We start from the raw sequence: 24210 nt of genomic DNA, 5'->3' as shown, positions 1-24210 counted from the left end.
CGGTAGAAATCCGGTTGAACCGGGCAAAGCCGGTCATTGGGCTAAATGCGTGAGCTTGAATGCGGTGGCTTGAATGCGGTCGATCACATGCGATTGAAGAGTGTCGCGCGGAATGCTTCGATATGCTTTTGCACCGATTGCCGCGCGCCTTCGGCATCGCGTTCGCGCAGCAGGCCAAACAGTTCGAGATGTTCCTCGTGCACGTCTTCCAGATGATGCGGCTCGGACAGCGAAATGAACCAGAAGCGCAGCGAGCGCTCGTGTAGCCCGCGCAGGATGTCGGCCAGCACCGGGTTGCGCGAGGCGGCTGAGATCGCCAGATGAAACTCGCGGTCGATATCCATCATGCCTTCGATATCGTGCGCGGCGACGCACACGGCCGAGCGGTCCAGCAGCGCCTGCATCGCGTCGTAGTCGTGCTGTTGCGCGTGGCGCGCGGCCAGCTCGACGCAGTAGCTTTCGTTCACGAGGCGCACGTCGATGATCGCCAGCACGTCGTCGAGCGAGACCGGACGGACCATGATGCCCTTGCGCGGCATGATGGTCAGCATGCCTTCGTGCACCAGCCGATGCAGCGCTTGATGCACCGGCGTCCTGCCGATGCCGGTCAGCGCCATCAGTTCCGCTTCGTTGAGCACCTCGCTCGGCCGCAGGCGCATGGTGATGATCTCGCGCTTGACGAACGCATAGGCCTGCTCGGCGAGACTCGCGGCAGCGGTCGCGCGGGCGGGCGTGGAAGGGCGGGCAGTCTGCAAAAGCGTCATGTGAAGTGGAAGCGGGCGATGTCGTCCGCATTGTAGAGCAAGGTTTTGCGTGTACGACGCGGGTAGATCAGGCGCGGCTCGGCGAAACCGTCGCCGCATGCTGCACCTTCACACGCGGCATCATCAGCGTGACCAGCCCGCCGACGATCAGCGCCCCCGCGATCAGCACGAGCCCGAACGTCACGCTATGCGTCGCGTCCTTGACGATGCCGAGCACATACGGGCTCACATAGCCCGCAAGGTTCGCGATCGAATTGATCACGGCAATCCCGGCGACCGCGGCCGAGCCTTGCAGGAAGGTCGTCGACATCGACCAGAAGATGCCGAAGCCCGCCAGAATGCCGATATACGCGATCGACAAGCCCGTGACCGCGAGCGGAATCGAGTTGGTCACCGAGGCGCTGCCGAGCAGGCCCGCCGCGCCGATGAAGCAGCACACGGCGTAGTGCCAGCGCCGCTCGCCGGTGATGTCCGACGAGCGCCCGATCAGGATCATGCCGATGCCCGCCGCCAGATACGGAATTGCGGTGACGAAGCCATTGGTGACGAGGTTCGTCACGCCCAGATCCTTGACGATCTGCGGCAGCCAGAACGAAAAGCCCGCATTGCCCGTGACGAGACAGAAATAGATCAGCGTGAGCAGCCAGAAGCGGCCCGAACGCAACGCCACCGAGAGGCTATGCTCCGCGCCGGCCGCCGCGGCAGCGGTGTTTTCCCGCACGAGACGGCCGAGAATCACGCGCTTTTCGTCGTCGCTGAGCCAGGCGGCTTCGGCGGGCGTGTTACGCAGCACGGCGAGCGCCCAGAAGCCGGCAAGAATGGACGGAATGCCTTCGATCAGGAACATCCACTGCCAGCCGCGCAAACCGTGCGCTTCATGCAGCGCCGACATCAGAAAGCCCGACAACGGCGCGCCGATGATGCCCGCCACCGGAATCGCCGCCATGAATACGGCGACCATGCGCGCGCGTCGGTCCGACGGAAACCAGAAGGTCAGATAGAGCACCACGCCCGGCACCAGACCGGCTTCGGCGACGCCAAGGAAAAAGCGCAGCACGTAGAACATCGTTTCCGAGCGCACGAACATCATCAGACACGACAGCAGGCCCCACAGCATCGTGATGCGGGCGATCGTGGCGCGCGCGCCGAACTTCTTCAGCAGCAGATTGCTCGGCACTTCGAACACGAAGTAGCCGAAGAAAAAGATCCCCGCGCCGAGTCCGTACGCCGCGTTCGACAGGCCGAGGTCGCCGGTGAACTGCAGCTTCGCGTAACCGATGTTGACGCGGTCCAGATACGACAGCACGTAGACGAGAAACAGGAACGGCATGATGCGCCACGTGATCTTGCGCAGGGCGGCGGCTTCGAGCCACGCGTCGGAAGACGCGTCGGCGGCGGATAGCGAAGGGGAATTCATGGGTGCCTCATTCGACAATAGGTAGCGCGCGCACGCGATAGGCGTGGCGCAGCGTGCGGTTCAGGACGGGATCGTGCAATTCGAGTTCGAGCGCGTCGCCGTCGGCCATGCCGACGATGCCACCCTGTACCGCCAGCGTGCCGCAGAACATCGCCGCGCCTTGCGCGAGCGGCGCGCGCGTGAGCAGATCGGCGGCCGGCAGCAGCGATGCCACGCTGCCTTGCTGATAGACGCGCCGCTCGCCGTTTGTCACTGCGTAAGCGCGCAATTCCAGTTGGTCCCAGTGACCGGACACATCGTCGAAACGCCAGGCGTCGCGCGACACCGGCTTGGGGCAGATCTGTTTGGAGACGGTGACGCCATAGGCCTCGACTTCGCGGTCGGTGTGATCCGAACCGACGCTGACGAGCAGGCCCGCTTTCGAATGCACCAGCACGCATTCGGCTTCGCCGCTCGACTTCACGCCGACCACGTCGATCTGTTCGGCCTGCGTCAGTAATTCCGCGCCGAGGCGGTAGAAGCACGGCGTGGTGGACGGCCGCTTCACGCCGAGTTCAGCCAGTTCGGCGATGTGATGCTCGATCGCGGCCTGATCGCGGCCGGCCCAGCCGGCAATAGTCAGACGATTCACCTCGGCGATCTCGGCGCGACTGCCGCCGGAACGGTCTACAACATTGAAGGACACCTGCTGCATTGCTCGACTCCAAAGGAAATATTCTGCAAATATTATTGTGATATTTCACAGGAGTCCAGCGTGTCAAAAACATTCTTCTGCGTGGCGGATGGGATGTGCGGCTCGGCGGCAGTCCGATGCCGTACGGACGTTGGCGCGCGGCGGCTTGTCGTGCTGGTTTGTTAAACTGCGTTTTTCAACATTACTTTTTGTAAGGAACGCATCCATGCACCATGGCATCGGCTTCATTCAGGACCTGGCGGTCGTGATGGCGCTCGCCGGCGTCGTCACCGTGCTGTTCCATCGCCTGAAACAGCCGGTGGTGCTCGGCTACATCGCGGCCGGCGTGATCATCGGGCCGTACACGCCGCCGTTTCAGCTGATCCACGACGAGCAGACCATTCAGACGCTCGGCGAACTCGGCGTGGTGTTCCTGATGTTTTCGCTCGGCCTCGAATTCAGCCTGCGCAAACTCTTCAAGGTCGGCGCGACGGCGATCGTCGCAGCACTCTCCGAGATCGTGCTGATGCTGTGGATCGGTTACGAGATCGGCAGCGCGTTCGGCTGGAGTTCGATGGATTCGCTGTTCCTCGGCGCGATCCTCGCCATCTCGTCGACCACCATCATTGTCAAGGCGCTCTCCGAACTGGGCCTGAAACGCGAGAGCTTCGCGCAACTGGTGTTCGGTATTCTGATAGTCGAGGACATTCTTGCCATCGCGATGCTGGTGCTGCTGTCAGGCATCGCGCAGACGGGGCAGTTGAGCGCGGGCGTCGCCATGGTCACGCTCGGCAAGCTGCTGCTGTTCATGACGGTGTCGCTGGTGGTCGGCATTCTGGTCGTGCCGCGCGCCTTGAACTACGTCGCGCGCGCGAAGAGCGACGAGATGCTGCTTGTCTCGGTGCTCGGGTTCTGCTTCGGCTTTTGTCTGCTGGTCGTGAAGCTCGACTACAGCATCGCGCTCGGCGCGTTCCTGATCGGCGCGATCATGGCCGAATCACGCCATCTGCATCGCATCGAGCATCTGATCGCGCCGCTGCGCGACGCGTTTTCCGCGATCTTTTTCGTGACGATCGGCTTGATGCTGAATCCGGCCGTGCTGGTCGACTACGCGTGGCCGATCGCGGTGATCACGGTCGCGGTGATCGTCGGCAAGATTGTGTCGTGCGGGCTCGGCACTTTTCTCGCCGGCAAGGACGGACGCACGGCGATGCGCGTCGGCATGACCGTCTCGCAGATCGGCGAGTTCTCGTTCATCATCGCGTCGCTCGGTTTGACGCTGAAGGTGACAAGCGCGTTTCTGTATCCGATCGCGGTGGCGGTGTCCGCGTTGACCACGCTGTTCACGCCGTATCTGATCCGCGCGGCCGACCCGCTGACCCAGCGCCTCGGTCACGCCATGCCGCGCACGCTCGCTAACGTGTTCGGCATGTATGGACAATGGCTGCGTAGCTTGAGCACGGGAAGCGGTGAACCCACTTTGTTCAGCATGACGCGGCGGATCATTCTGCAGATCGCCGTCAATCTGGCGCTCGTCGCCGCGATTTTTCTGACCGTGTCGTATAGCGCGCCTTATACCAGCGCGTGGCTCGCGCACTGGTTGAGTTCCGAGCCGATGCAGCGCGTGGTGTTATGGAGCGTCGCGCTGGTCGTGTCGATGCCGTTTCTGGTGGCGGTGTATCGCAAGACCAAGTCACTCGCCTTGCTGCTCGCCGAAGTCAGCGTGCAACCGGCAACGGCGGGGCGCTTCACGAGCGCGATCCGCTACGCGATCTCCGATCTGGTGCCGGTGGTCTCGATGGTCGGCGTGTTTCTGCTGGTTGCGGCGCTTTCCGGCGGCATTCTGCCGCCGACCGGCCTGCTTGCCGCGGTGCTGGTCTGCGCCGCGTTGCTGCTGGCGCTGGTCTGGCGCTGGTGCGTGAAAATCCACGCGGCGATGCAGATCGCCTTGCGCGAGACATTTGAAGAGCAGCCGGATCCTTAAGTCAGACTTGCCGCGCGGTTCTCCAGGTTGGGTTCCTCATAGCCCCGCAACAATGTGAGCAATTGTGTGCAGGTTTGCGGCGCTTGCCTCGCTAGCGGATAATCAGGGCATATTCATTCGTTCGCGTGAAGGCGCCTGTCTGACTGTCATGAGCGAAAACAAACCTGAAAATGCCGGCAAGCCCGGCAATCCAACGCCGCCGTCGCCCGCGCCGTCCGGAACGCCCGGCGTGTCGACACCCGGCTCCGCGCCGGCCGATCCGGCAGCCTCGCTACCCCTCTCGCACGAAGATGCCATCCAGTCTCCAATCAAGGACAAGGTAACGCCGCCGGGTGCTCCAGCCGCTCCTACGCCCGCTGCGTCCACCGCGACGCCGGCCGCCGAGGCGGCTGCCGTGCGATCGTCGACGGACGATCCCGACAGCGCGTCGGCCGTCACGCCCACCGATCCGCAAACGGCGCGGCAACGCGATGCGGCCGAAGCACGCAGCGCGGCTGCGGCATCCACCGCGAAGCAGGAGGCGGCGGTTCATGAACATGAAGCGCGGCGTGCCGGTGTCCATGCGATGAGACCGCCGCCGACGGTCGGGAGCAGCGAACCTGTCGACGGCGAGCTGGTCAGCTCCGTTGAAGACGCTACCGTGGTCGAAGAGGTCTCGGCCTCGTCCGAACGTCGGGCTGGCTCGCCGCCGCCCGGTTTCGGCGCGGCGCCTGACTTCACCGCGTCCAACCCGCCGCCGCCCAATGCATTGCCGCCGTCGCCGCCACGCTATCTGAAGCACAATGATTCGGCGTGGACCGTGTTCGGCCGGATCGTCGCGGCGCGCGCGCGTCAGTTGTTCGATCGTGCCGGCCAGCGGATTACGCAGCGTACGCTGCGCATCGGCGTGTCGGCGCGCATCTTCCATCCGGAGCCGGGCGCGAAGGGTCTGCGGGGCAAGACGCTGCAGTATCTCGAGGAATCGATCGCGCACTGGGTGATGTCGCGCGACGTGCTGGTGTTCATGATCCCGACGGTCGGTCATCAGGGCATGCTGCATCCGAGCAATATCCGTTTGCGCGATTATGCGAAGCATCTCGACGGGCTGCTGCTGCAAGGCGGCGCCGACGTCTCGCCGCAGTCTTACGCGGAACAGGCAACCAGCCACGAGTGGCCCGGCGACCGCGTGCGCGACATGTACGAACTCGAACTGCTGCATGAGTTCGTCGAATCGGGCAAGCCGGTGCTCGGCGTGTGCCGTGGCTGTCAACTGATCAACGTGGCGTTCGGCGGGACCTTGTATCAGGACATCGCCACCGATGTGCCGACCGCGGGTACGCACGTCAATGAAAACTACGATCAGCATCGGCACGGGATTCACTTTCCGGACGGTTCGACGCTCGCCAACATGTTCCCGGGCCGGCGCGATGCGATCGTCAACTCGATCCACCATCAGGCGGTCAAAACGCTCGGCCGCGATCTCAATATCGAAGCGGTGTCGGCGTCAGATGGCATCATCGAAGCCGTGCGCTACCGGCGCGCGCCGTTCGTGATGGGCGTGCAATGGCATCCGGAGTTTCATCGCGCGGGCGGTCCGGAGTTGCTCGACTGCACGCCGTTGCTCGATACGTTCCTGCGCGTGGCGCGCGAGACGCGGTTTTGAGGTTGCCGGGCTGGTGAGTTGGAGTTGGATGGCCGAATGTTTGGTTTGTTAGAGGCGCGCCGCTGCGGTTTGCAGCGGTGCGCCTTTTGTGTTTTTCTCTTGCTGTTTTTGATGGCTGGCTACTCGCTCGCCGTTTGTATCAGTCTACTGATTCGCGCGGTATTTCTAATTTTCGGAGTCGCGGACATCTCGTCGATATCGAGATAGATAGTCAGGAATGCGAGGTTTTTCTTGACTCGAGTGCGCGTATCTCAGTATCAGTCACTCTATCTCCATATTGCGAATTCGCTTACGGCTGAATTCGTACAACCCTAGCGTAAATTCAGATTCGTCCGCACGAGACGGAACGTCGCATTTTCGTCTTATCCGAACTCGTTTATTTCGCGATTGATGGGCCGACTTGATCAAATCATTCGCTGGCGATTTATCTCGATTTAAAGTCCGTCTGTGTGGCATTTGAATGCTTCGCTTAAAGGCGAATCCGCGCGATAATCTGCGGCTGTTTTGAATTCGCATGGAGCGTGCACGTATGAAGTACCCCTTATTAGTACGGCGCGCCATGCTGCTCGCGACCTCGTGTGCGCTGTTGCAGCAGGGCGGTTTCGTGCTGGCCGCGCAAGGCGACGAGGCCGCGCCGATGGTCGGCACACGGCCGGCCATCAACACCCTCACGCCGCAGCCCGTGGCAGATGCGCTGCGCAACGCGGCATCAGCCACGTCGGCCGCGCCGGCCACGGCCGGCGATGCGCAAGGTAACGTCGCCGAACTGATGCAGATGATTCACGACGCGAAGCTGAGCGAACTACGCACCACGTATAACGGCAGCTACGGCGCCAGTCTGTTTTTCTATCCGCGGGAAATGACGTATTACGTAGCGTTATTTCAGAACAAGCATTTCTGGCGGGTGATCAAGTCCGAGGACGCGGCGCGCGCGGAAGCGATCTATGCGGGCTTTGCCCAGCAGACCGCGCAACTCGCGGATGTCGAGATTCGCCGCACGCAGCTGCAGGCGCAGAAGGCATACATCGAAGACGTCATTGCCATGTCCGAAGATCGCGCGAAACGCTTGCAAGCCGATCTCGACGTGGCGCGCACCCAGCAGGCCAAGGTCAACGACTATCAGCGTCAAACGCAAGGCGAAGCGGCCGCGCTGCACGCGGACAAGGAAAGGGCGCAGGCGCAGTTGCGCCAGGTGCAGGGCGAAGTGATGCAATTGCAGCGGCAAACCGAAATGGGATTGCCGATTCAGAAGTAAATGCATCAACGCAAAAAAGCCCGGCCATTCGTGAATTCGTGAATGTCCGGGTTTTTTTTGAATTACGCCACCTGTGCGATCGTGTCGTGCCTATTTTGTGAATTGATCCGGAACGTCGGTCACGCGTCGCTGTGAAAGATGGTTCATCCATTCGGTCCCGCTGGTGCCGGACGCATGGATTGACGAGCCGGTGCGCGGCATCGGCGCCGTATCGCGGACGTGTGTCGCAGCGGACATCGTTACCCCCGCGTATTCGTCGACACCGAGCCGAGCCGGAGCGAGAGGTGAATAGGCTCCGGCAGCCGACGGCTTCGGCGACACGTTTGCCGCGACTTTCGGGAGCGCGCCGCGTGCGATGTCATCAGCAATTGCCGCTGCGTGCGACGTTTGGTCTGCGGCGGCGAACCGCGCGGTGCGCGGGGGGATTGCGCCGTGTTGCCTGCCGCTCTTCTCGCGAACGAGCTTACGGCGATGTGAGACGGCTTTGTCAGCGAAGCCATGCGCCGGAGCCAAGCGCAATGCGGGCGCTGAACTCGACGTAGGTATCGGCACCGTCGCCGCCGCAGGATTGGACGCGGCCGCGAACCGAGGAGCCGCGCTCGGGAGTGCCGGCATTGATGCAGCGACTGCCGCAGACGTGCCTGCCGCAGCGCTATCGACCGCGCGAGCGGTAACTGCCGCCGGTGGCTGAAATTTCGCCGGCTGCGAGTCGCGTTTGTCCTGCACCTTGCCCGCGAAATCCACAAGAGTGGCCGTGTCACGATGCATCAGATGATCGAACCCGATCCATCCCAGCATCGCAGCGCCGCCGAGCACGCATGCGCCACCCGCCAACGCACTCCAATGATGGCCGGGTCCGCGCGCCGCCGTCGCATACGCATGCAGCGGAAACGGCGGGACGGCCGCAGCGCACGCAGCCATTTGCGCGGCGGCGTCGAATGGCTTTTCAAGCACCGGAGCCGGCGCCGCAGTTGCGCGCCGCTCGTCCGACGGCGACCATCGGCAAAGCGAGCGAATGGCCTGATCGCTCATGCAGAACGTGCGCAGCATGGCGGCGTAGAGTGCCTTGAGTTCCGCCCGCAAACTGTAGCCAGGCGGAAGCAGTGCCCAGTCCCGGCCGAAGGACGCCGGCACATGACCGAGCGGACGCGAGCGCGGCATGGCCAGGTAGCCTTGGATCGGGGTGAAAGGAATGGTGGACATCGGTCTTTTCCAGCGCCTCTTAAAGGGGCCGCCGATCGGCGGTCCCGGGATCTGCGGGACTCGGGCCTCGGTGCGATGCGCGTTGGAATACCAGACATGCACGCCGTACGTCGACGCCGAACCGCAGCATTGCGCTCTGGACGAGCACACGGACGCATGGGCGTGTCACTGTGAAGCCGTAGGGGTGCGAAGGATGATACTTCGATGCGGCAGACTTACTGACTGGAAATTTCCGAAGAAATCCGCCGATTCGTCCGCGTTTAAGTTAAACCCGGACGACGCTCAACCGGGCCACGCTTGTCCTATCGATCGAGCCTGTAAACGTAGCGCAACGCTGTAATATCCACGCCGCCCATATGATCCGGTTCGGCGCCGACGAACTGCCAGCCTTGCCGTTCATAGAAGCCGATCGCCGGCGTATTCCCTTCGAGCACATACAGATAGAGTTGCGTCTCGCCCTGCGCGCGAGCCCAGTCCTCGGCGGCATGCATCAGCAGCTTGCCGACGCCGATGCCCTGATAGTCCGGCAGCGTGTGCAGGTTATCGAGCAGCACGCCCCACGCAGATTCCGGTTGACGTTCGACACAAACAAAACCCGTCGGCTCGCCCGCGAGTTCGGCGATCAGGACCATGCGGCGTTCGCCGCCGGGCGCGCTCAGGCGCGCTTCCCAATAGGCTGCGCGCTCGCGCGTGACCTGGCCGTCGAGAAATGCGTCGGGCAACAGGCTGCGATAGGTGGCCTGCCAACTGGTGCTGTGGATCGAAGCAATGAGCGCGGCATCCGCGAGAGTTGCGGGGCGCAGCGAAAGAGCGGGGGTGGTTCGCATCGGGGTAGTGATCTGCGGAAATGCCTGACTGCAAATGTTAGCGCGACGACCGGCGACACGTGTAAGGAAACTGTATGTATTACGCGACAGCGGCTTCAACGGTAACATTACGTGGAGCGGGCGCCGCATGATTCACAACGTTTACCCTGATACCGTGAGAATGCGTTCAGCATGAAAATGCAGCGCCCCCGGGCGCGTTGTTCTATCCGCCCGAGGCATCCGCTTTGCCGAACCCAGTGGATCGTTTCAACTGCCTGCCCGCCACCGGTTCTTTCGTGGCGACAGGCCCATCAGAGAATGTCATGTCTACTGCTTCGCACGCCACTTCCTCATCCCAAGAATCCAAGGTCAAGACAGTATTCCGCGTTGTCAGCGGTAACTTTCTTGAGATGTACGACTTCATGGTCTACGGCTATTACGCTTCGGCGATCGCCAAGACCTACTTTCCGAGCGGCAACGAATTCGCCTCGTTGATGCTATCGCTGTCGGTGTTCGGCGCGGGCTTCCTGATGCGGCCGCTCGGCGCGATCGTGCTCGGCGCATACATCGATCATCATGGCCGGCGCAAAGGCCTGATCCTCACCCTTGGTTTGATGGCGCTCGGCACGCTCACGGTCGCGTCGATTCCAGGTTACGCGACGATCGGCTTGCTCGCGCCAGTGCTCGTTCTGGGCGGCCGGCTGTTGCAAGGTTTCTCCGCTGGGGTCGAACTGGGCGGCGTGTCGGTGTATCTGTCGGAGATCGCCACCAAGGGCAACAAGGGCTTCTACTGCGCGTGGCAGTCGGGCAGCCAGCAGGTTGCCGTGGTGTTCGCCGCGCTGATCGGTGTGTTCCTGAACAAGCTGTTGCCGGCTGACCAGATGACCGCGTGGGGCTGGCGCGTGCCGTTCCTGATCGGCTGCCTGATCGTGCCGTTCCTGTTCCTGATCCGCCGTTCGCTGCAGGAAACCGAGGAATTCAAGGCGCGCAAGCATCATCCGAAGATGGGCGAGATCATGAAGACGATGGCCGCCAACTGGGGCATCGTGCTGGGCGGCATGGGCATGGTGATCATGACCACCGTGTCGTTCTACATGATCACGGCGTACACGCCGACCTTCGGCAAGGAAGTGCTGAAGCTGTCGTCGATCGATACGCTCGTCGTCACGGTCTGTATCGGCCTGTCGAATCTGATCTGGCTGCCGCTCGCGGGCGCGCTGTCCGACCGTATCGGCCGGCGTCCGGTGCTGCTGGTGTTCACGATTCTGACCATCATCACCGCGTATCCGGCGCTGCAGTGGCTGGTGGCGGACCCGTCGTTCGCGCGTCTGCTGGAGGTCGAACTGTGGCTGTCGTTCCTGTACGGCAGCTATAACGGCGGGATGGTCGTGGCGCTGACTGAAGTCATGCCGGTCGAAGTGCGGACCGCCGGTTTCTCGCTCGCCTACAGCCTCGCCACGACGATAGGCGGTTTCACGCCGGCCATCTCGACGCTGTTGATTCACACTACCGGCAACAAGGCGGCGCCGGGTCTGTTCCTGGGCGTGGCGGCGATTTGCGGGTTGATCGCGATGTTGGTGCTGTATCGCACGCCGGAATCGCGCAATCAATATCGGACGGCCTGAGCTTCACCGTTCACGATTCGGCCGGGCAAGTAAAAAACCCCGCGTTCGTGAGAACGCGGGGTTTTTGTTTTTTGGCACGGCGGCGGGGTGACGGCTGATTTCGCCGGGCGGCGTTTGCGCTAACCGTTGCGCAATTCGTTCGCCACGGCCTCGACGACGTCGCCCCACGCGCCGGGTTGCGGTTGACGCACCAGCGACGCGCCCGGATACCACGGGCTGCGTGTCTCGCCGGCAAACCAGCGCCAGTCCGCGGCGAACGGCAGCATCAGCCAGAGCGGCTTGCGCAGCGCGCCGGCCAGGTGCGCGATGGACGTATCGATCGACACCACCGCATCGAGCCGTTCGATGATCGCCGCCGTGTCCGCGAAGTCGCCGATCCGCTTGTCGAAGCGATGAATCGACGCCGCGCGCGGATGCGCGTCGAGCGCCGCGCGTTCGTCGGCGCTCAAGGCGGGCTGCAGCACGATCCAGTCGATGCCTTCGAGTGCGAACAGCGGATCGAGCGCGGCGAGCGGCATCGAACGCGTTTCGTTTTGCTGGATGCGTCCCGACCACGCAATGCCGATCTTGCGCTTCGCCTGGCCGCCGAGCGAGCCGCGCCATTTGCGGCCATAGGCGCTCGGCACGCTGAGGTAGGGCGTGCGCTCCGGAATGGTGTCGAAGGTCGTGCCGAGCGCGAGCGGCAGGCTCAGCAGCGGGCATTGCAGATCGGCGGCGGGGTGCGGCGCGCCCTGGGCGATCAGCGTCACGCGCCAGGCTTGCGCGGCAGGGGTCAGCAAGGGCAGCAGCTGCGGCTGCACTTCGAGCACGACGCGCGCCGCGCGCTGCGCGACGAGCGGGACGAAGCGCACGAATTGCAGCGTGTCGCCGAAACCTTGTTCGGCATGGACCAGCAGCGTACGTTGCGCGATCGGCTCGCCGTGCCAGCGCGGCAGCGTCTGGATCACCGGCTGCGCCATGGTTTGCAGACGCCATTCGTATTCCGGCAGCCCGCGTGGGAAGTCGCGCAACGCGAGCCACGCGAGCGCGCGGTTCATGTGCGCGGAGGCGAGCTCGGGGCGCAGACGCAGCGCCTGATCGAAAGCGCGCACGGCCGGGCTATGCGCACCCAGCGCCTGGTGCGCGGTGCCCAGACTCAGCCACGCGAGCGCGAATTGCGGATCAAGACCGACGGCGCGTTCGAGATACGGCAGCGCCTCGGCGTGGCGTCCCATTGCCGCGAGCGCGTTACCCATGCCGAAGATGGCTGGCGGCAGGTTCGGCTGCAAGGTCAGCGCCGCCCTGAACGATGCGACCGCGTCGGCATGGCGGCCGGTGGCGTCGAACGTGTTGGCCAGATTGAAGTGCGCGGCGACGAAGCGCGGCTCCGCCGCCAACGCCGTCTCGAAACACGGCACCGCCTCTTCCGCGCGACCGAGCGCGTTCAGCGACATGCCCATGTTATTGAGCGCGCCGGCATGACCGGGACGCAATTCGAGCGTGCGCCGGAACGCGGCGATGGCTTCCGTGTGGCGTCCGAGCGCGTGCAGCGCGTTGCCGAGGTTGTTATGCGACGAAGCGTCGTTCGGTTGCAGGCGCAACGACTTTTCGAACGCGTCGGCGGCGTCTTCATGACGGCCCGCGGCGGCGTATGCATTGCCCAGGTTGTAGTGCGCCATCGGAAACGATGGCGCGAGCGTCAGCGCATTGCGGAACTGTTCGATGGCGCCGTCGATCTGGCCCAGCGCCTTCAGCGCGTTGCCCAGGTTCAGTTGCAGCGCGGCGTCTTCCGGGCGCAGGTTCACCGCGCGCCGCACGAGCTCGGCGGCTTCGGCGTGCTGGCCCTGCTGGTGGCGCAGGACGCCCAGCAGGTGCAACGCATCGACGTGCGCGGGATTGCCGTCGAGCGTCGCGCGGTAGCCGCGTTCGGCGTCGTCGAGGCGGCCGTCACGATGCGCCGCGAAAGCGCGGTCAAATACAGGTTGCATGACGGGGGATGGCATTCGGGTGAGGCAGAGGCCGCATTTTCCCACACTCGCCGGACCGCACTCCGATTTGACCGGTTGTCTCAATATCTATAACATATGAATACATGTTCATATGTGCTTCCGCAACGCCACCTGTCATGGCTTCTTCACTCGCGTCCGCCACTTCCACCACTTCGTTTGCCAGCTTTGACGATCGCTCGGTCGACACGATCGTGCCGCTGGCCGACCTGTTTCGCCTGCTCGGCGACCCGACGCGCCTACGCATCGTGCTGGCGTGCCTGGACGAGCGGCGCGCTGTCGGGGCGATTGCCCAGGCGCTGGGTTTGTCGCCGTCGCTGGTGAGCCATCACTTGCGGCTGCTTCGCGCGGCGCGGATCGTGCGCGCGGAGCGGCAGGGCAAGCAGGTCTTCTACGTCGCCGCCGACCGCCATATCAGCGCGATGCTGGCGGGCATGCTCGAACACGTGGCCGAACCGGCCGGCGATGAATCTCTGGACGCGTCATGAAGAAAAACGAGCACGACCACGAAGGGCATGGCCACGTCGGCCATGCACATGCCCACGGTCACACCCACAGTCATAGTCACGGCCACGCCGGCCACCACCACGCCCACGCCCCTGTCGCGGGCCACGGCCGCTCGTTCGCGCTCGCCGTCGTGTTGAACATCGCCATCGTGGTGGCCCAAGCCGTCTACGGCGTACTCGCCCATTCCACGGCGCTGCTCGCCGACGCCGGCCACAATCTCTCCGACGTCCTCGGCCTGCTGCTCGCCTGGGGCGCCGCCTGGCTCGCCACGCGTCGTCCGTCGGCGCGCTACACGTTCGGTTATGGCAGCTCGTCGATCCTCGCCTCGCTCGTCAATGCGGGGCTGTTGCTGTTCGCATGCGGCGTGATCGTCGCCGAAGCCATCGGGCGGCTGATGAATCCGGCGCCGGTGGCGGGGCTCGCGGTGTTCGTCGTCGCGACGGTCGGCGTGGTGGTCAACGGGATTTCCGCGTGGCTCTTCATGCGCGGGCAGAAGGACGACCTGAACATTCGCGGCGCCTTCCTGCATATGGCGGCGGATGCCGGCATCTCGGCAGCGGTCGCGGTGAGCGGCCTCGTGATTCTCTACACCAACTGGACGTGGCTCGACCCGGTGATGAGCCTGCTGGTGGTGGCGGTCGTGGTGGTCGGCACGTGGGGGCTGTTACGCGATTCGGTGCGCCTCGCGCTCGACGCCGTGCCGCCCGGCGTCGATCTGCAAAGCATCCGCGACTATCTGGCGGGGCAGCCCGGCGTCGTCGACGTGCATGATCTGCACGTGTGGGCCCTGTCGACCACCGGCAACGCGCTCAGCGCGCATCTGGTGATGCCGGCCGGCCACCCCGGCGACGAGTCGCTAGACGGCATCGTCGTCATGCTGCGCGAACGCTTTTCGATGCAGCACGCGACGCTGCAAGTCGACCTTGGCACCACGCAGCACCGGTGCGCAATGGATCATGCGCCGCACGCGCATTGAGGCAAACTGGCACGCGCAGCAAGTTCACAGCGAGCCCAGGCCAATCGCGTGATTGATGCAGCGCACCGTCAGCCCATTGCTGGCCGCGTTCCAAGGCGACTTCCTCCGGGCGTACACTAGAACGCATTGTTGTTTCCGGAGTTCCGCATGGACGCTGCCGCAAACGATGTGTCGCCGGTGCTGATCGTCGGGGCGGGGCCCACGGGGCTCGCCGCGGCGATGAGTCTGGCGCGTGCCCACATCCCCGTGCGTCTGATCGACAAAGCCATGCAACCGAACCCGTATTCGCGGGCCATCGGCATCCAGGCGCGCACGCTCGAGTTGCTCGAGCAGCATCGGCTGGTCGAACCGTTTCTCGAACTCGGCCATCGCGCGCGCATCGCCAATCTGTTTTCGAACGGCATGCGCCTCGCGCAACTCGATTTCGATCCGCTTCACACGCGCTATCCGTATCTGCTGTTTCTCGACCAGTCCGTGACGGAGCGGTTGCTGACGGAACATCTCGCGACGCTCGGCGTAACGGTCGAGCGCGGTGTCGAGCTGACGATGTTCGCGCAAGGCTCCGCCAGCATTCAGGCGACGTTGCGCCGCGCGGACGGCCACACGGAGACGATGCGTCCGTCGTACGTGATCGCCGCGGACGGTGCGCACAGCACGATCCGTCACCGGCTGGGTCTGAGCTTCGAAGGCAAGACCTTCGAGCAGACTTTCCTGCTCGCCGATCTGCACGCCGAAACCGATTGGCCCGAAGACGAGTTTCACATCTTCGCGTCAGGCGAAGGACTGGTGGCGCTGTTTCCGATGGGCCACGGCCGGCATCGTCTGATCGCGGATCATGCCGTCGAGCCTGCCGCCGTCGCGCCGTCCGCGACGCCCGCCGTGCTGGGCGAACCGCCGCTGAACAAGGTGCCGGCGCCGTCGCTCGAGGAGTGCAAGGCGCTGATCGCGAGGCGCGTGCGCGAGCGGGTCGACGTGTCGGATCTGGCGTGGTCCTCGTATTTCCATGTGAATAACCGCATGGTGGACCGGTTGCGTGTCGGCCGAATTTTTCTTGCGGGCGACGCCGCGCATGTGCACAGCCCGGCCGGCGCACAAGGTATGAACACCGGCATTCAGGAAGCGTTCAACCTCGGCTGGAAGCTGGCGCGGGTCTTGAAGAGCGCGGCGCCCGATCGCCTGCTCGATACCTATTACCTTGAACGTCATCCGATCGAACGTGACGTGCTGCGGCAGACCGGCTTCATCACGCATATGGCCGAGGCCGATCACGGACCGCTCAAGCTGCTGCGCGAACGCGTGATGCCGGTCCTCGCCGCGCTGGGTCCACTGCGCGACGCCGCACGCGCCACTATCAGCGAACTGTCGATCCAGTACCGGCGCAGTCCGCTGACGCTCGAACGTGTGCTCGACGGCGGACCGCGTGCCGGCGAACGTGCGCCCGACGCGCTGGTGCATGTGGTGGACGGACCGCTTGGCCGCGCGCCCGGCGTCGGCTGCATTTTCGATCTGCACGATCCGGCGTTCTTCTCGCTATTCCTGCTCGTGCCGCCGCTGCCCGTCGACGAAAAGCCGCTCGATCCCGCGGCGAAGCATGCGCCGCCGCCGGACGCGGAAATGGAACGCGTGGCGGCGGAAGTCGAGCGATTGCTGCCGGGTGCGGTGCGCATCTGGCGCATCACGGATACCACCGGCGATGGCGGGCCGGCGCTCTCCGAATCGTATGGCCGCACGCGGCCGTCGTTCTATCTGGTGCGGCCCGACGGCTATATCAGCGCGCGCGGACGCACCGGCTCCGATCTGCACGGCCTGTTGCGGCATTGCGAAGCCTGGTTCACGGTGAGTGGCGAGATACCGGAGCAGGCGGCCCTGTGACGCGGGCCGCCTGAGTATCGATTGCGCAAGCGCGTGAGCGCTGCCCCGCTCACACCGTCGTAGGCGCGGCCGGCGTCAGCTGCTCGCGATGTTTGATGAGCGCTTCCTCGACGATGCCCGACATCTCAATACCGCTCGCATCCGGCTCATCGAGCGCCGCCAGCAACGCGCGCCGCATGCGTGGCTCCCAGAAACGGCGGATATGGTCGGCAATGCCGGCGAGCGCTTCCTCGCGGTCGGGCATCGAATCGAAAAAATCGCCGATCCGATTGGCCATGTCGATCAGGTTCTGATTGTCCATGCCTGACCTCACTTGCCCGATGTCGCGTTGGCCAGCTCGCGCTGCTTCAGCAGATCGAGCTGTTCGGTGTTGAAACGCGAATAGTCTTTCTGCCATTGCGACGGCTGTTCGACCGGCATCACCTGCACCGCGGTCACCTTGTACTCCGGACAGTTGGTCGCCCAATCCGAGCTATCGGTGGTGATCACGTTCGCGCCCGATTCGGGGAAGTGGAACGTCGTATAGACGACGCCCGGCTGCATGCGCTCGGTCACCTTCGCGCGCAACACGGTTTGCCCCGCGCGCGATTCGATGCCGACCCAGTCGTCGGTCTTGATGCCGCGCTCTTCGGCATCGTGCGGATGAATTTCCAGCCGGTCTTCGTCGTGCCAGCGCGAATTCTCCGTGCGGCGCGTTTGCGCGCCCACGTTGTATTGCGACAGGATGCGGCCCGTGGTGAGCAGCATCGGGAATTTGCGCGTGACTTTCTCGGGCGTCGCGATGAACTTCGTAATCACGAACTTGCCCTTGCCGCGCACGAACGTGTCGATGTGCATGGTCGGCGTGCCGTCCGGCGCCTCTTCGTTGCACGGCCACTGGATGCTGCCCAGCTCGTCGAGCTTCTTGTACGAGACGCCGTGGAAGGTCGGCGTGAGACGCGCGATCTCGTCCATGATCTGCGACGGATGCGTGTAGTCCATTTCATAGCCGAGCGCGCGTGCGAGCAGCACCGTGACTTCCCAGTCGGCGTAACCCGGCACCGGCGGCATGACCTTGCGCACGCGCGAGATGCGGCGCTCCGCGTTGGTGAACGTGCCGTCCTTTTCGAGGAACGACGAACCGGGCAGCAGCACATGCGCATACTTGGCGGTCTCGTTCAGGAAAATGTCCTGCACGACGATGCATTCCATCGACGACAGCGCGGCCGACACGTGATGCGTATTCGGATCCGACTGCACGATGTCTTCGCCCTGGCAGTACAGACCCTTGAAGGTGCCATGCACGGCGGCGTCGAACATGTTCGGAATGCGCAGGCCCGGCTCCGGTTGCAGCGTGACGTTCCAGGCTTCTTCGAACAGCGTGCGCGTGACCGTGTCGCTGATGTGGCGATAGCCCGGCAGTTCGTGCGGGAACGAGCCCATGTCGCACGAACCCTGCACGTTGTTCTGGCCGCGCAGCGGATTCACGCCCACGCCTTCGCGGCCGATGTTGCCCGTCGCCATCGCGAGGTTGGCGATGCCCATCACCATCGTCGAGCCTTGCGCGTGTTCGGTCACGCCGAGACCGTAGTAGATTGCGGCGTTGCCGCCGGTCGCATAGATGCGGGCGGCTTCGCGCACGAACTGAGCCGGCACGCCTGTCACTGCTTCGGTCGCCTCCGGCGCGTTCTCGGGCAGCGCGACGAAATCGCGCCATTGCTCGAACGCGCGGGTTTCGCAGCGCTCGGCGACGAACGCTTCGTTGACGAGGCCTTCCGTGACGATCACATGCGCCAGCGCGTTCACGACGGCCACGTTGGTACCCGGCAGCAATTGCAGATGATGCGAGGCCTTCACGTGCGGCGTATCGACGATATCGATGCGGCGCGGATCCACGACGATCAGCTTCGCGCCTTCACGCACGCGGCGCTTCAGACGCGAGCCGAACACCGGGTGGCCGTCGGTCGGATTCGCGCCGATCACCATGATCACGTCGGCTTTATCGACGGAGGCGAACGTCTGCGTGCCCGCCGATTCGCCGAGCGTGGTCTTCAATCCATAGCCGGTCGGCGAGTGGCAAACACGCGCGCAGGTGTCGACGTTGTTGTTGCCGAACGCGGCGCGCACGAGCTTTTGCACCAGATACGTTTCTTCATTCGTGCAACGCGACGACGTGATGCCGCCGATCGAATCGCGGCCGTGTTTCGCCTGAATGCGGCGGAATTCCGACGCCGCATACGTGAGCGCTTCTTCCCAGCTGACTTCGCGCCACGGATCGGTGATCTTCGCGCGGATCATCGGCTTGGTGATGCGGTCCTTGTGCGTCGCGTAGCCCCAGGCGAAGCGGCCCTTCACGCAGGCGTGGCCTTCATTGGCTTGGCCATTCTTGTGCGGCACCATGCGCACGACCTCGTTGCCCTTCATCTCAGCCTTGAACGAGCAGCCGACGCCGCAATACGCGCACGTTGTGACGACCGAATGCTCGGCCTGGCCGAGCATGATGACGGTCTTTTCCTGCAAGGTCGCGGTCGGGCACGCGGCCACACACGCGCCGCACGACACGCATTCCGATTCCATGAACGGCACGTTTTCGCTGGCCGCCACGCGCGATTCGAAACCGCGCCCGGTGATGGTCAGCGCGAACGTGCCTTGCGTTTCTTCGCACGCGCGCACGCAGCGATTGCAGACGATGCACTTCGACGCGTCGTAGGTGAAGTACGGGTTAGACTCGTCTTTCTTGTCCTTCAGGTGATTCGCGCCGTCAAAGCCGTAGCGCACTTCGCGCAAGCCCGTGACGCCCGCCATGTCCTGCAGTTCGCAGTCGCCATTGGCGGGGCAGGTGAGACAGTCGAGCGGGTGATCGGAGATGTACAACTCCATCACATTGCGGCGCAGCGACTGCAGACGATCCGTTTGCGTGCGGACCTTCATGCCGGCTTCGACCGGCGTCGTGCACGAGGCGGGATAGCCGCGCTTGCCTTCGATTTCCACGAGACACAAACGGCACGAGCCGAACGGTTCCAGCGAATCGGTCGCGCAAAGCTTCGGCACGTTGACGCCCGCTTCGACGGCGGCGCGCATCACCGAGGTGCCGGCCGGAACAGTGACGGATTGGCCGTCGATTTCCAGCGTGACGTCGACATCGGCATGCCGCGCGGGCGTGCCGAAATCGGTGTCGTCGAAAAACGATCGGGTGGCGCGCTGCTGCGCCTGCGACTTGCATGCGCAGTTGCCTGAGCCGCAGCCGCCGGCAGGGGAGTTGAGCAGGTCGGACATGGTTTGGCTCCTGGGTCAGGCCGCTTTCGGCGCGTGATGAGACACGTTGGCGAGACCGAAGTCTTCGGGGAAATGATCGAGCGCGGACAGCACCGGGAACGGCGTCATGCCGCCCATCGCGCAGAGCGAACCGGACACCATCGTGTCGCACAGATCGCGCAGCAACTGCACCTGGCGTGTGGACGTATCGCCGTTGCGAATCCGGCCGATCACTTCGACGCCGCGCGTCGAGCCGATCCGGCACGGCGTGCATTTGCCGCACGATTCGAGCGCGCAAAAGTGCATGGCGTACTGCGCGAGTTCGGCGAGATTCGAGGTGTCGTCATGCACGACGAGGCCGCCGTGACCTACCACCGCGCCGACTGCCGCATACGCCTCGTAGTCCATCGGAATGTCCCACTGGCTTTCCGGCAGATACGTGCCGAGCGGGCCGCCCACTTGCACCGCGCGCGCCGGCCGGCCGCTCGCCGTGCCGCCGCCATAGTCGTAGAGCAATTCGCGCAGCGTGACGCCGAACGCGAGTTCGACCAGGCCGCCTTGCTTCACATTGCCCGCGAGCTGGAACGGCAGCGTGCCGCGCGAGCGGCCCATGCCGAAGTCTTTGTAGAACGCCGCGCCGCGCGCGAAGATGATCGGCACCGTGGCGAGCGTGATGACGTTATTGATCACGGTCGGCTGGCCGTACAGGCCGACGAGCGCCGGCACTGGCGGCTTGGCGCGCACGATGCCGCGCTTGCCTTCGAGCGATTCGAGCAGCGCCGTTTCCTCGCCGCACACATAGGCGCCGGCGCCTTTGGCGACGAACAGTTCGAAGCGATGCGTTGTCGAGAGCACGCTGTCGCCGAGCCAGCCGGCGGCGCGTGCCTTCGCGATCGCCGCTTCGAGCGTTGCGATCGAATGCGGATACTCGCTGCGCACATAGATATGGCCGACCGTCGCGCCCGTCACGACACCCGCGATGATCATCCCTTCGATCAGCACGTACGGATCGCTTTCCATCACGAGGCGATCGGAGAAAGTGCCGGAATCGCCTTCGTCCGCGTTGCAGACGATGTATTTCTGCGCCGCCTTGGCGCAGCGCACCGTGCGCCATTTGATGCCGGCCGGAAAGGCCGCGCCGCCACGTCCGCGCAGGCCGGATTCGATCAAGGCTTCACAGGCGGCGTCGCCGTCGGTTTGCAAAGCCTTGCGCAAGCCTTCGAGGCCGCCGTGGGCGACGTAATCGTCGATGGAAAGCGGATCCGTGATGCCGATGCGCGCGAAGGTCAGGCGCTGCTGCTTCTTCAGATACGGAATGTCGTCGACCACACCGACGCGCCGTGCATGCGCGCCGCCTTCGACGAAGCCGGCGTCGAACAACGCGGCGACGTCGCCGGCTTCGATGTTCGCGTAGCCGATGCGGCCTTCAGGCGTTTGCACTTCGACGAGCGGTTCGAGCCACAGCAGGCCGCGCGAACCGTTGCGAACCAGTTCGACTTCGAGGCCGCGGCGTGCGGCTTCGGCTTCGATCGCCTGAGCGAGCGCGTCAGCGCCGAGCGCCAAAGCCGACGAATCACGGGGAACGTAGATGCGCGTCATGCCGTCACCTCCACGCACTTGCTGGCGGCCGCGAAGATCGCGTCGAACTTTTGCGGCGTGACTCGGGCGTGCAAGGTGCCGTTGAGCATCAGCGCCGGCGACAGCGCACATTGGCCGAGGCAATACACCGATTCTAGTTCGACTGTCGCGCCGTGCTGGTGTTCGCCGTCGAAGCGGCAGCCGGTGTGCGCCTCGATATGCTGCGCGAGTGCTTCGGTGCCCATGCTGCGGCAGGCTTCCGCGCGGCACAGTTGCACCGTGACGGGCGCGGCCGGTTGCGTGCGGAAGTGGTGGTAATAGGTGATGACGCCGTGCACTTCCGCGCGCGACAGGTTCATGGCACGCGCTAGCGGTGCGACCGCGGCGGGCGGCACGTAACCGACTTCGTCCTGAATCGCGTGCAAGACCGCTAGCAACGACACGCCCGGCCGCGCGTGACGCTGTACGAGTTGATCCGGCGCGATGGCGATGGAATCGTCCAAGTGGGGGCTCCTCCAAAGTCATATATGCACTTGTTATTCATAATGCGTGCACTTATGCTTCGTTTATTCAGTATGGGATAGCCGAACAATAGGCGGGCGATTCAGCCGATGCAATAGGAAAGAGTTCAACATATATGATCAGAATCGAGTGTCAGGCACAGCTGGTGGTGAAGGGTCCGGACGGCCGCGAGGCAAGCCTGTCGGACGTGGTGCCGCTGCTCGCGCTGGTGGATGAATCCGGCAGCATCGCGCAGGCGGCGACGCTTAAGGGTTTGTCCTACCGTCACGCGTGGGGTTTACTGCGCAGCATCGAAGAGCGTTTGGGCGGTCCGCTGATCGCGAAGGAGCGTGGCCGCGGCTCGGTGCTCTCCGAACTCGGGCAAGCGGTATTGCGTGCGCAGCGTCTGTGCGGCGAGCGGCTCGACGGCAACATGCAGGCACTCGCCAGCGAAGTGGCGAGCGATCTGAACCGCTGGCTGGCACCGCCCGCCGACGACGTGCGCATCTTCGCGTCGCACGGCTATGCGGTGGCCGCGCTCGTGACGGCGTTGGTCGCCAACGATCTGCCGGTCGACATCAAGTATCGCGACAGCGCGGACGCCGTCAGCGCGCTCGCGCGCGGCGAATGCGATCTGGCCGGCTTCCATTTGCCGCTCGGCGAGTTTCGCGCGGCGTGCGCGGATGCGTATCGGCGCTGGCTCGATCCGCAGCGTCACGTGCTCGTGCATCTCACGCGACGCAAGCAAGGACTCTTTCTCGGCAAGGGCAATCCGAAGGGAATCGCCGGCCTCGGCGATCTCGCACGCGACGATATCCGCTTCGTGAATCGACAGCCGGGCTCCGGCACGCGCATGTTGCTCGATCTCGCGCTACGGAAAGTCGGAGTCGATCCAGATCGGGTCAATGGATATGCGTCGGCCGAACTCACGCATTCGGCGATTGCGGCGTTCGTCGCGAGCGGTATGGCGGATGTGGGTTTCGGCGTGGAGCCCGCGGCGCATCACTTCGGTCTGGACTTCGTTCCGGTCGTCGACGAAGACTATTACTTTGCCTGTGACCGCGCGCGCCTCGAACGTGCGCCGCTCGCGACGGTGCTCGAATTGCTACGCGGCGACGCGTTTCGCCATAACGTCGATCAGCTCGAAGGCTATGACCCGCAGGACTGCGGCAAGGTGGTCGATCTGGAGGAGGGCTTGGGCGAAGCGGTGGCGTAAGCCGCGGTAAACATCAGGCTGTGTTTGGCGCTGCGTATGGCGTCCGTTTGGGATACTCTCTAAGCTTCCGCTTCCGTCTTAACCGCGCGTTACGTCGCGCCGATCGATATGAAAGTCATTCTTCACGCATGTGCTGCCGTTGCGACCGCTGGTGTGCTCCTCGCCACCGCGTCAATTGCTCTCGCACAGAATTCGCCGGGTGTTCCGGGCGGCATTCTGCAAGATCAGTTCCGTCTTGCCGAGCATCCGCAAATGCCGTTTGCGGCGTCGGCGCCCACGGACAAATACCAGACCGGCAAAAAATCGGCCATGCGCAAGCGAGGCGATATGGGCGATCCGAATGGCTGCAATCTGCAGTGCCCTAAAGACGAATAAGCGGACGCACGGGTCCGTTGTGGGTGCGACGCCGGCGTTCTGCCGGCGTCTTCCTTTTGGCTCTCAGGTTCAGCTTGGCGTTGTTGCCTTGCGCGTGGCGCTTAAGGCTTGGCCGTATGCCACATGTCCTTGAAGCCTTCTCCCTTCATGTCTCCCGCCTGCTTGTCCGCTGCGTAGCGATACAGCGGGTGGCCCTTGTACGCCCATTGCTGCTTGCCGTCCGCGCCATTGATCAAGGTCCAGTCGCCGGACGGTTTGTCCGACGCACTAGCCGTGGCCGCGGGCCAATAGTTCATGCAGCCGCCGGTGCAGGCGCTCACGCCGGGTGTGGTGTCCTTGTCGAAGGTATAGAGCGTCATGCCGTCTGCAGTGACGAAGCGCCCGTCGACGATTTTCGGTGCTTCGGCGAAAGCGCTTTGTTGCAGTGCGAGGAGGGCGAGGCAGAAGAGAGTCTTGCGCATGATGTCGGCTCCTAGTTTTAGTGTTGGTCTCACGCGAGGCACAACGTGCGTGCGCGTGAGGATCAAACGACTGAGCGGATGCCTTTATTCCAATCACTGCTTCGCGAGAGGATCGGGTTAGGGTCCGTCAGGGAAC

General features: G+C 64.0%; 20 protein-coding genes. 9 read left to right on the top strand and 11 right to left on the bottom strand.

From position 1 onward, the window contains the following. Window positions 1–83: 83 nt before the first annotated feature. The 3 genes from P0D80_RS33120 to P0D80_RS33110 form a co-directional block, all read right to left on the bottom strand. Window positions 84–764: a GntR family transcriptional regulator gene (locus tag P0D80_RS33120; protein ID WP_132373483.1), complete on the bottom strand. Its 681-nt coding sequence runs from the start codon at window positions 762–764 to the stop codon at window positions 84–86. Between the two features lie 67 nt (window positions 765–831). Next, entirely contained in the window at window positions 832–2181 is a 1350-nt protein-coding gene (locus P0D80_RS33115; RefSeq protein WP_408290210.1) for an MFS transporter, read from the bottom strand. Window positions 2182–2188: 7 nt separating this feature from the next. Then, entirely contained in the window at window positions 2189–2875 is a 687-nt protein-coding gene (locus P0D80_RS33110; protein ID WP_408290208.1) for a DUF2848 domain-containing protein, read from the bottom strand. A 205-nt stretch (window positions 2876–3080) separates the two neighbouring features. On the opposite strand from P0D80_RS33110, the gene P0D80_RS33105 reads away from it, so the two are divergent. The 3 genes from P0D80_RS33105 to P0D80_RS33095 all read left to right on the top strand — a co-directional run bounded on the left by P0D80_RS33105 (window position 3081) and on the right by P0D80_RS33095 (window position 7735). Continuing rightward, window positions 3081–4838: a cation:proton antiporter gene (locus P0D80_RS33105; protein ID WP_132373486.1), complete on the top strand. Its 1758-nt coding sequence runs from the start codon at window positions 3081–3083 to the stop codon at window positions 4836–4838. 148 nt (window positions 4839–4986) lie between these two features. Continuing rightward, complete coding sequence (locus P0D80_RS33100) at window positions 4987–6480, top strand: gamma-glutamyl-gamma-aminobutyrate hydrolase family protein (protein ID WP_408290205.1); 1494 nt, start codon at window positions 4987–4989, stop codon at window positions 6478–6480. A gap of 529 nt (window positions 6481–7009) precedes the next feature. Then, entirely contained in the window at window positions 7010–7735 is a 726-nt protein-coding gene (locus P0D80_RS33095) for a DUF2968 domain-containing protein (protein ID WP_132373488.1), read from the top strand. A 90-nt stretch (window positions 7736–7825) separates the two neighbouring features. On the opposite strand, the gene P0D80_RS33090 is transcribed toward P0D80_RS33095, so the two are convergent. Both P0D80_RS33090 and P0D80_RS33085 read right to left on the bottom strand, forming a co-directional pair. Then, window positions 7826–8938, bottom strand: coding sequence for a hypothetical protein (locus P0D80_RS33090; RefSeq protein ID WP_408290203.1), 1113 nt, complete (start codon window positions 8936–8938; stop codon window positions 7826–7828). 302 nt (window positions 8939–9240) lie between these two features. Further along, a complete protein-coding gene (locus P0D80_RS33085; protein WP_408290201.1) occupies window positions 9241–9765 on the bottom strand; it encodes a GNAT family N-acetyltransferase in 525 nt (174 codons plus the stop codon). A gap of 302 nt (window positions 9766–10067) precedes the next feature. Here P0D80_RS33085 and P0D80_RS33080 point away from each other — a divergent pair, with 302 nt between their 5' ends. Continuing rightward, window positions 10068–11369: an MFS transporter gene (locus P0D80_RS33080; protein WP_408290199.1), complete on the top strand. Its 1302-nt coding sequence runs from the start codon at window positions 10068–10070 to the stop codon at window positions 11367–11369. 119 nt (window positions 11370–11488) lie between these two features. On the opposite strand, the gene P0D80_RS33075 is transcribed toward P0D80_RS33080, so the two are convergent. After that, on the bottom strand, window positions 11489–13336 hold the full coding sequence (locus P0D80_RS33075; protein WP_408290197.1) for a tetratricopeptide repeat protein: 1848 nt from the start codon (window positions 13334–13336) through the stop codon (window positions 11489–11491). Between the two features lie 137 nt (window positions 13337–13473). On the opposite strand from P0D80_RS33075, the gene P0D80_RS33070 reads away from it, so the two are divergent. From P0D80_RS33070 to P0D80_RS33060, 3 genes are all read left to right on the top strand, one after another. Continuing rightward, a complete protein-coding gene (locus tag P0D80_RS33070; RefSeq protein ID WP_408180585.1) occupies window positions 13474–13842 on the top strand; it encodes an ArsR/SmtB family transcription factor in 369 nt (122 codons plus the stop codon). Then, entirely contained in the window at window positions 13839–14837 is a 999-nt protein-coding gene (locus P0D80_RS33065) for a cation diffusion facilitator family transporter (RefSeq protein WP_408290194.1), read from the top strand. The genes P0D80_RS33070 and P0D80_RS33065 overlap by 4 nt, the downstream gene beginning before the upstream one ends. Before the next feature lie 147 nt (window positions 14838–14984). Then, window positions 14985–16709, top strand: coding sequence for an FAD-dependent monooxygenase (locus tag P0D80_RS33060; protein ID WP_408290192.1), 1725 nt, complete (start codon window positions 14985–14987; stop codon window positions 16707–16709). 49 nt (window positions 16710–16758) lie between these two features. Here P0D80_RS33060 and P0D80_RS33055 read toward each other — a convergent pair whose 3' ends face one another. From P0D80_RS33055 to P0D80_RS33040, 4 genes are read right to left on the bottom strand one after another with little or no spacing between them, the layout of a single operon-like run. Then, on the bottom strand, window positions 16759–17010 hold the full coding sequence (locus P0D80_RS33055) for a formate dehydrogenase subunit delta (protein WP_408180588.1): 252 nt from the start codon (window positions 17008–17010) through the stop codon (window positions 16759–16761). A gap of 8 nt (window positions 17011–17018) precedes the next feature. After that, entirely contained in the window at window positions 17019–19964 is a 2946-nt protein-coding gene (gene fdhF, locus P0D80_RS33050) for a formate dehydrogenase subunit alpha (protein WP_408290190.1), read from the bottom strand. 15 nt (window positions 19965–19979) lie between these two features. Next, complete coding sequence (locus tag P0D80_RS33045; protein WP_408290188.1) at window positions 19980–21542, bottom strand: formate dehydrogenase beta subunit; 1563 nt, start codon at window positions 21540–21542, stop codon at window positions 19980–19982. Beyond that, complete coding sequence (locus tag P0D80_RS33040) at window positions 21539–22024, bottom strand: NAD(P)H-dependent oxidoreductase subunit E (RefSeq protein WP_408290186.1); 486 nt, start codon at window positions 22022–22024, stop codon at window positions 21539–21541. Before P0D80_RS33040 ends, P0D80_RS33045 begins: the two co-directional genes overlap by 4 nt. A gap of 134 nt (window positions 22025–22158) precedes the next feature. On the opposite strand from P0D80_RS33040, the gene P0D80_RS33035 reads away from it, so the two are divergent. Both P0D80_RS33035 and P0D80_RS33030 read left to right on the top strand, forming a co-directional pair. Continuing rightward, window positions 22159–23238: a substrate-binding domain-containing protein gene (locus tag P0D80_RS33035; protein ID WP_408290184.1), complete on the top strand. Its 1080-nt coding sequence runs from the start codon at window positions 22159–22161 to the stop codon at window positions 23236–23238. A 108-nt stretch (window positions 23239–23346) separates the two neighbouring features. After that, the gene (locus tag P0D80_RS33030) at window positions 23347–23613 is read left to right on the top strand and encodes a hypothetical protein (RefSeq protein WP_408290182.1); all 267 of its coding nucleotides are present in this window, start codon (window positions 23347–23349) and stop codon (window positions 23611–23613) included. Between the two features lie 101 nt (window positions 23614–23714). Here the strand turns inward: P0D80_RS33030 and P0D80_RS33025 are convergent, their stop codons facing one another. Further along, window positions 23715–24074: a COG4315 family predicted lipoprotein gene (locus P0D80_RS33025; protein WP_132373500.1), complete on the bottom strand. Its 360-nt coding sequence runs from the start codon at window positions 24072–24074 to the stop codon at window positions 23715–23717. Window positions 24075–24210: the final 136 nt, after the last annotated feature.

The organism is Paraburkholderia sp. RL17-373-BIF-A, from assembly GCF_046030175.1.
Classification (GTDB): domain Bacteria; phylum Pseudomonadota; class Gammaproteobacteria; order Burkholderiales; family Burkholderiaceae; genus Paraburkholderia.
This window is presented reverse-complemented; position numbering and strand designations above follow the sequence as displayed.

Coding starts and splice junctions, on each gene's coding strand:
- P0D80_RS33120 (WP_132373483.1), bottom strand. CDS start 764: ATGACGCTTTTGCAGACTGCCCGCCCTTCCACGCCCGCCCGCGCGACC.
- P0D80_RS33115 (WP_408290210.1), bottom strand. CDS start 2,181: ATGAATTCCCCTTCGCTATCCGCCGCCGACGCGTCTTCCGACGCGTGG.
- P0D80_RS33110 (WP_408290208.1), bottom strand. CDS start 2,875: ATGCAGCAGGTGTCCTTCAATGTTGTAGACCGTTCCGGCGGCAGTCGC.
- P0D80_RS33105 (WP_132373486.1), top strand. CDS start 3,081: ATGCACCATGGCATCGGCTTCATTCAGGACCTGGCGGTCGTGATGGCG.
- P0D80_RS33100 (WP_408290205.1), top strand. CDS start 4,987: ATGAGCGAAAACAAACCTGAAAATGCCGGCAAGCCCGGCAATCCAACG.
- P0D80_RS33095 (WP_132373488.1), top strand. CDS start 7,010: ATGAAGTACCCCTTATTAGTACGGCGCGCCATGCTGCTCGCGACCTCG.
- P0D80_RS33090 (WP_408290203.1), bottom strand. CDS start 8,938: ATGTCCACCATTCCTTTCACCCCGATCCAAGGCTACCTGGCCATGCCG.
- P0D80_RS33085 (WP_408290201.1), bottom strand. CDS start 9,765: ATGCGAACCACCCCCGCTCTTTCGCTGCGCCCCGCAACTCTCGCGGAT.
- P0D80_RS33080 (WP_408290199.1), top strand. CDS start 10,068: ATGTCTACTGCTTCGCACGCCACTTCCTCATCCCAAGAATCCAAGGTC.
- P0D80_RS33075 (WP_408290197.1), bottom strand. CDS start 13,336: ATGCAACCTGTATTTGACCGCGCTTTCGCGGCGCATCGTGACGGCCGC.
- P0D80_RS33070 (WP_408180585.1), top strand. CDS start 13,474: ATGGCTTCTTCACTCGCGTCCGCCACTTCCACCACTTCGTTTGCCAGC.
- P0D80_RS33065 (WP_408290194.1), top strand. CDS start 13,839: ATGAAGAAAAACGAGCACGACCACGAAGGGCATGGCCACGTCGGCCAT.
- P0D80_RS33060 (WP_408290192.1), top strand. CDS start 14,985: ATGGACGCTGCCGCAAACGATGTGTCGCCGGTGCTGATCGTCGGGGCG.
- P0D80_RS33055 (WP_408180588.1), bottom strand. CDS start 17,010: ATGGACAATCAGAACCTGATCGACATGGCCAATCGGATCGGCGATTTT.
- fdhF (WP_408290190.1), bottom strand. CDS start 19,964: ATGTCCGACCTGCTCAACTCCCCTGCCGGCGGCTGCGGCTCAGGCAAC.
- P0D80_RS33045 (WP_408290188.1), bottom strand. CDS start 21,542: ATGACGCGCATCTACGTTCCCCGTGATTCGTCGGCTTTGGCGCTCGGC.
- P0D80_RS33035 (WP_408290184.1), top strand. CDS start 22,159: ATGATCAGAATCGAGTGTCAGGCACAGCTGGTGGTGAAGGGTCCGGAC.
- P0D80_RS33030 (WP_408290182.1), top strand. CDS start 23,347: ATGAAAGTCATTCTTCACGCATGTGCTGCCGTTGCGACCGCTGGTGTG.
- P0D80_RS33025 (WP_132373500.1), bottom strand. CDS start 24,074: ATGCGCAAGACTCTCTTCTGCCTCGCCCTCCTCGCACTGCAACAAAGC.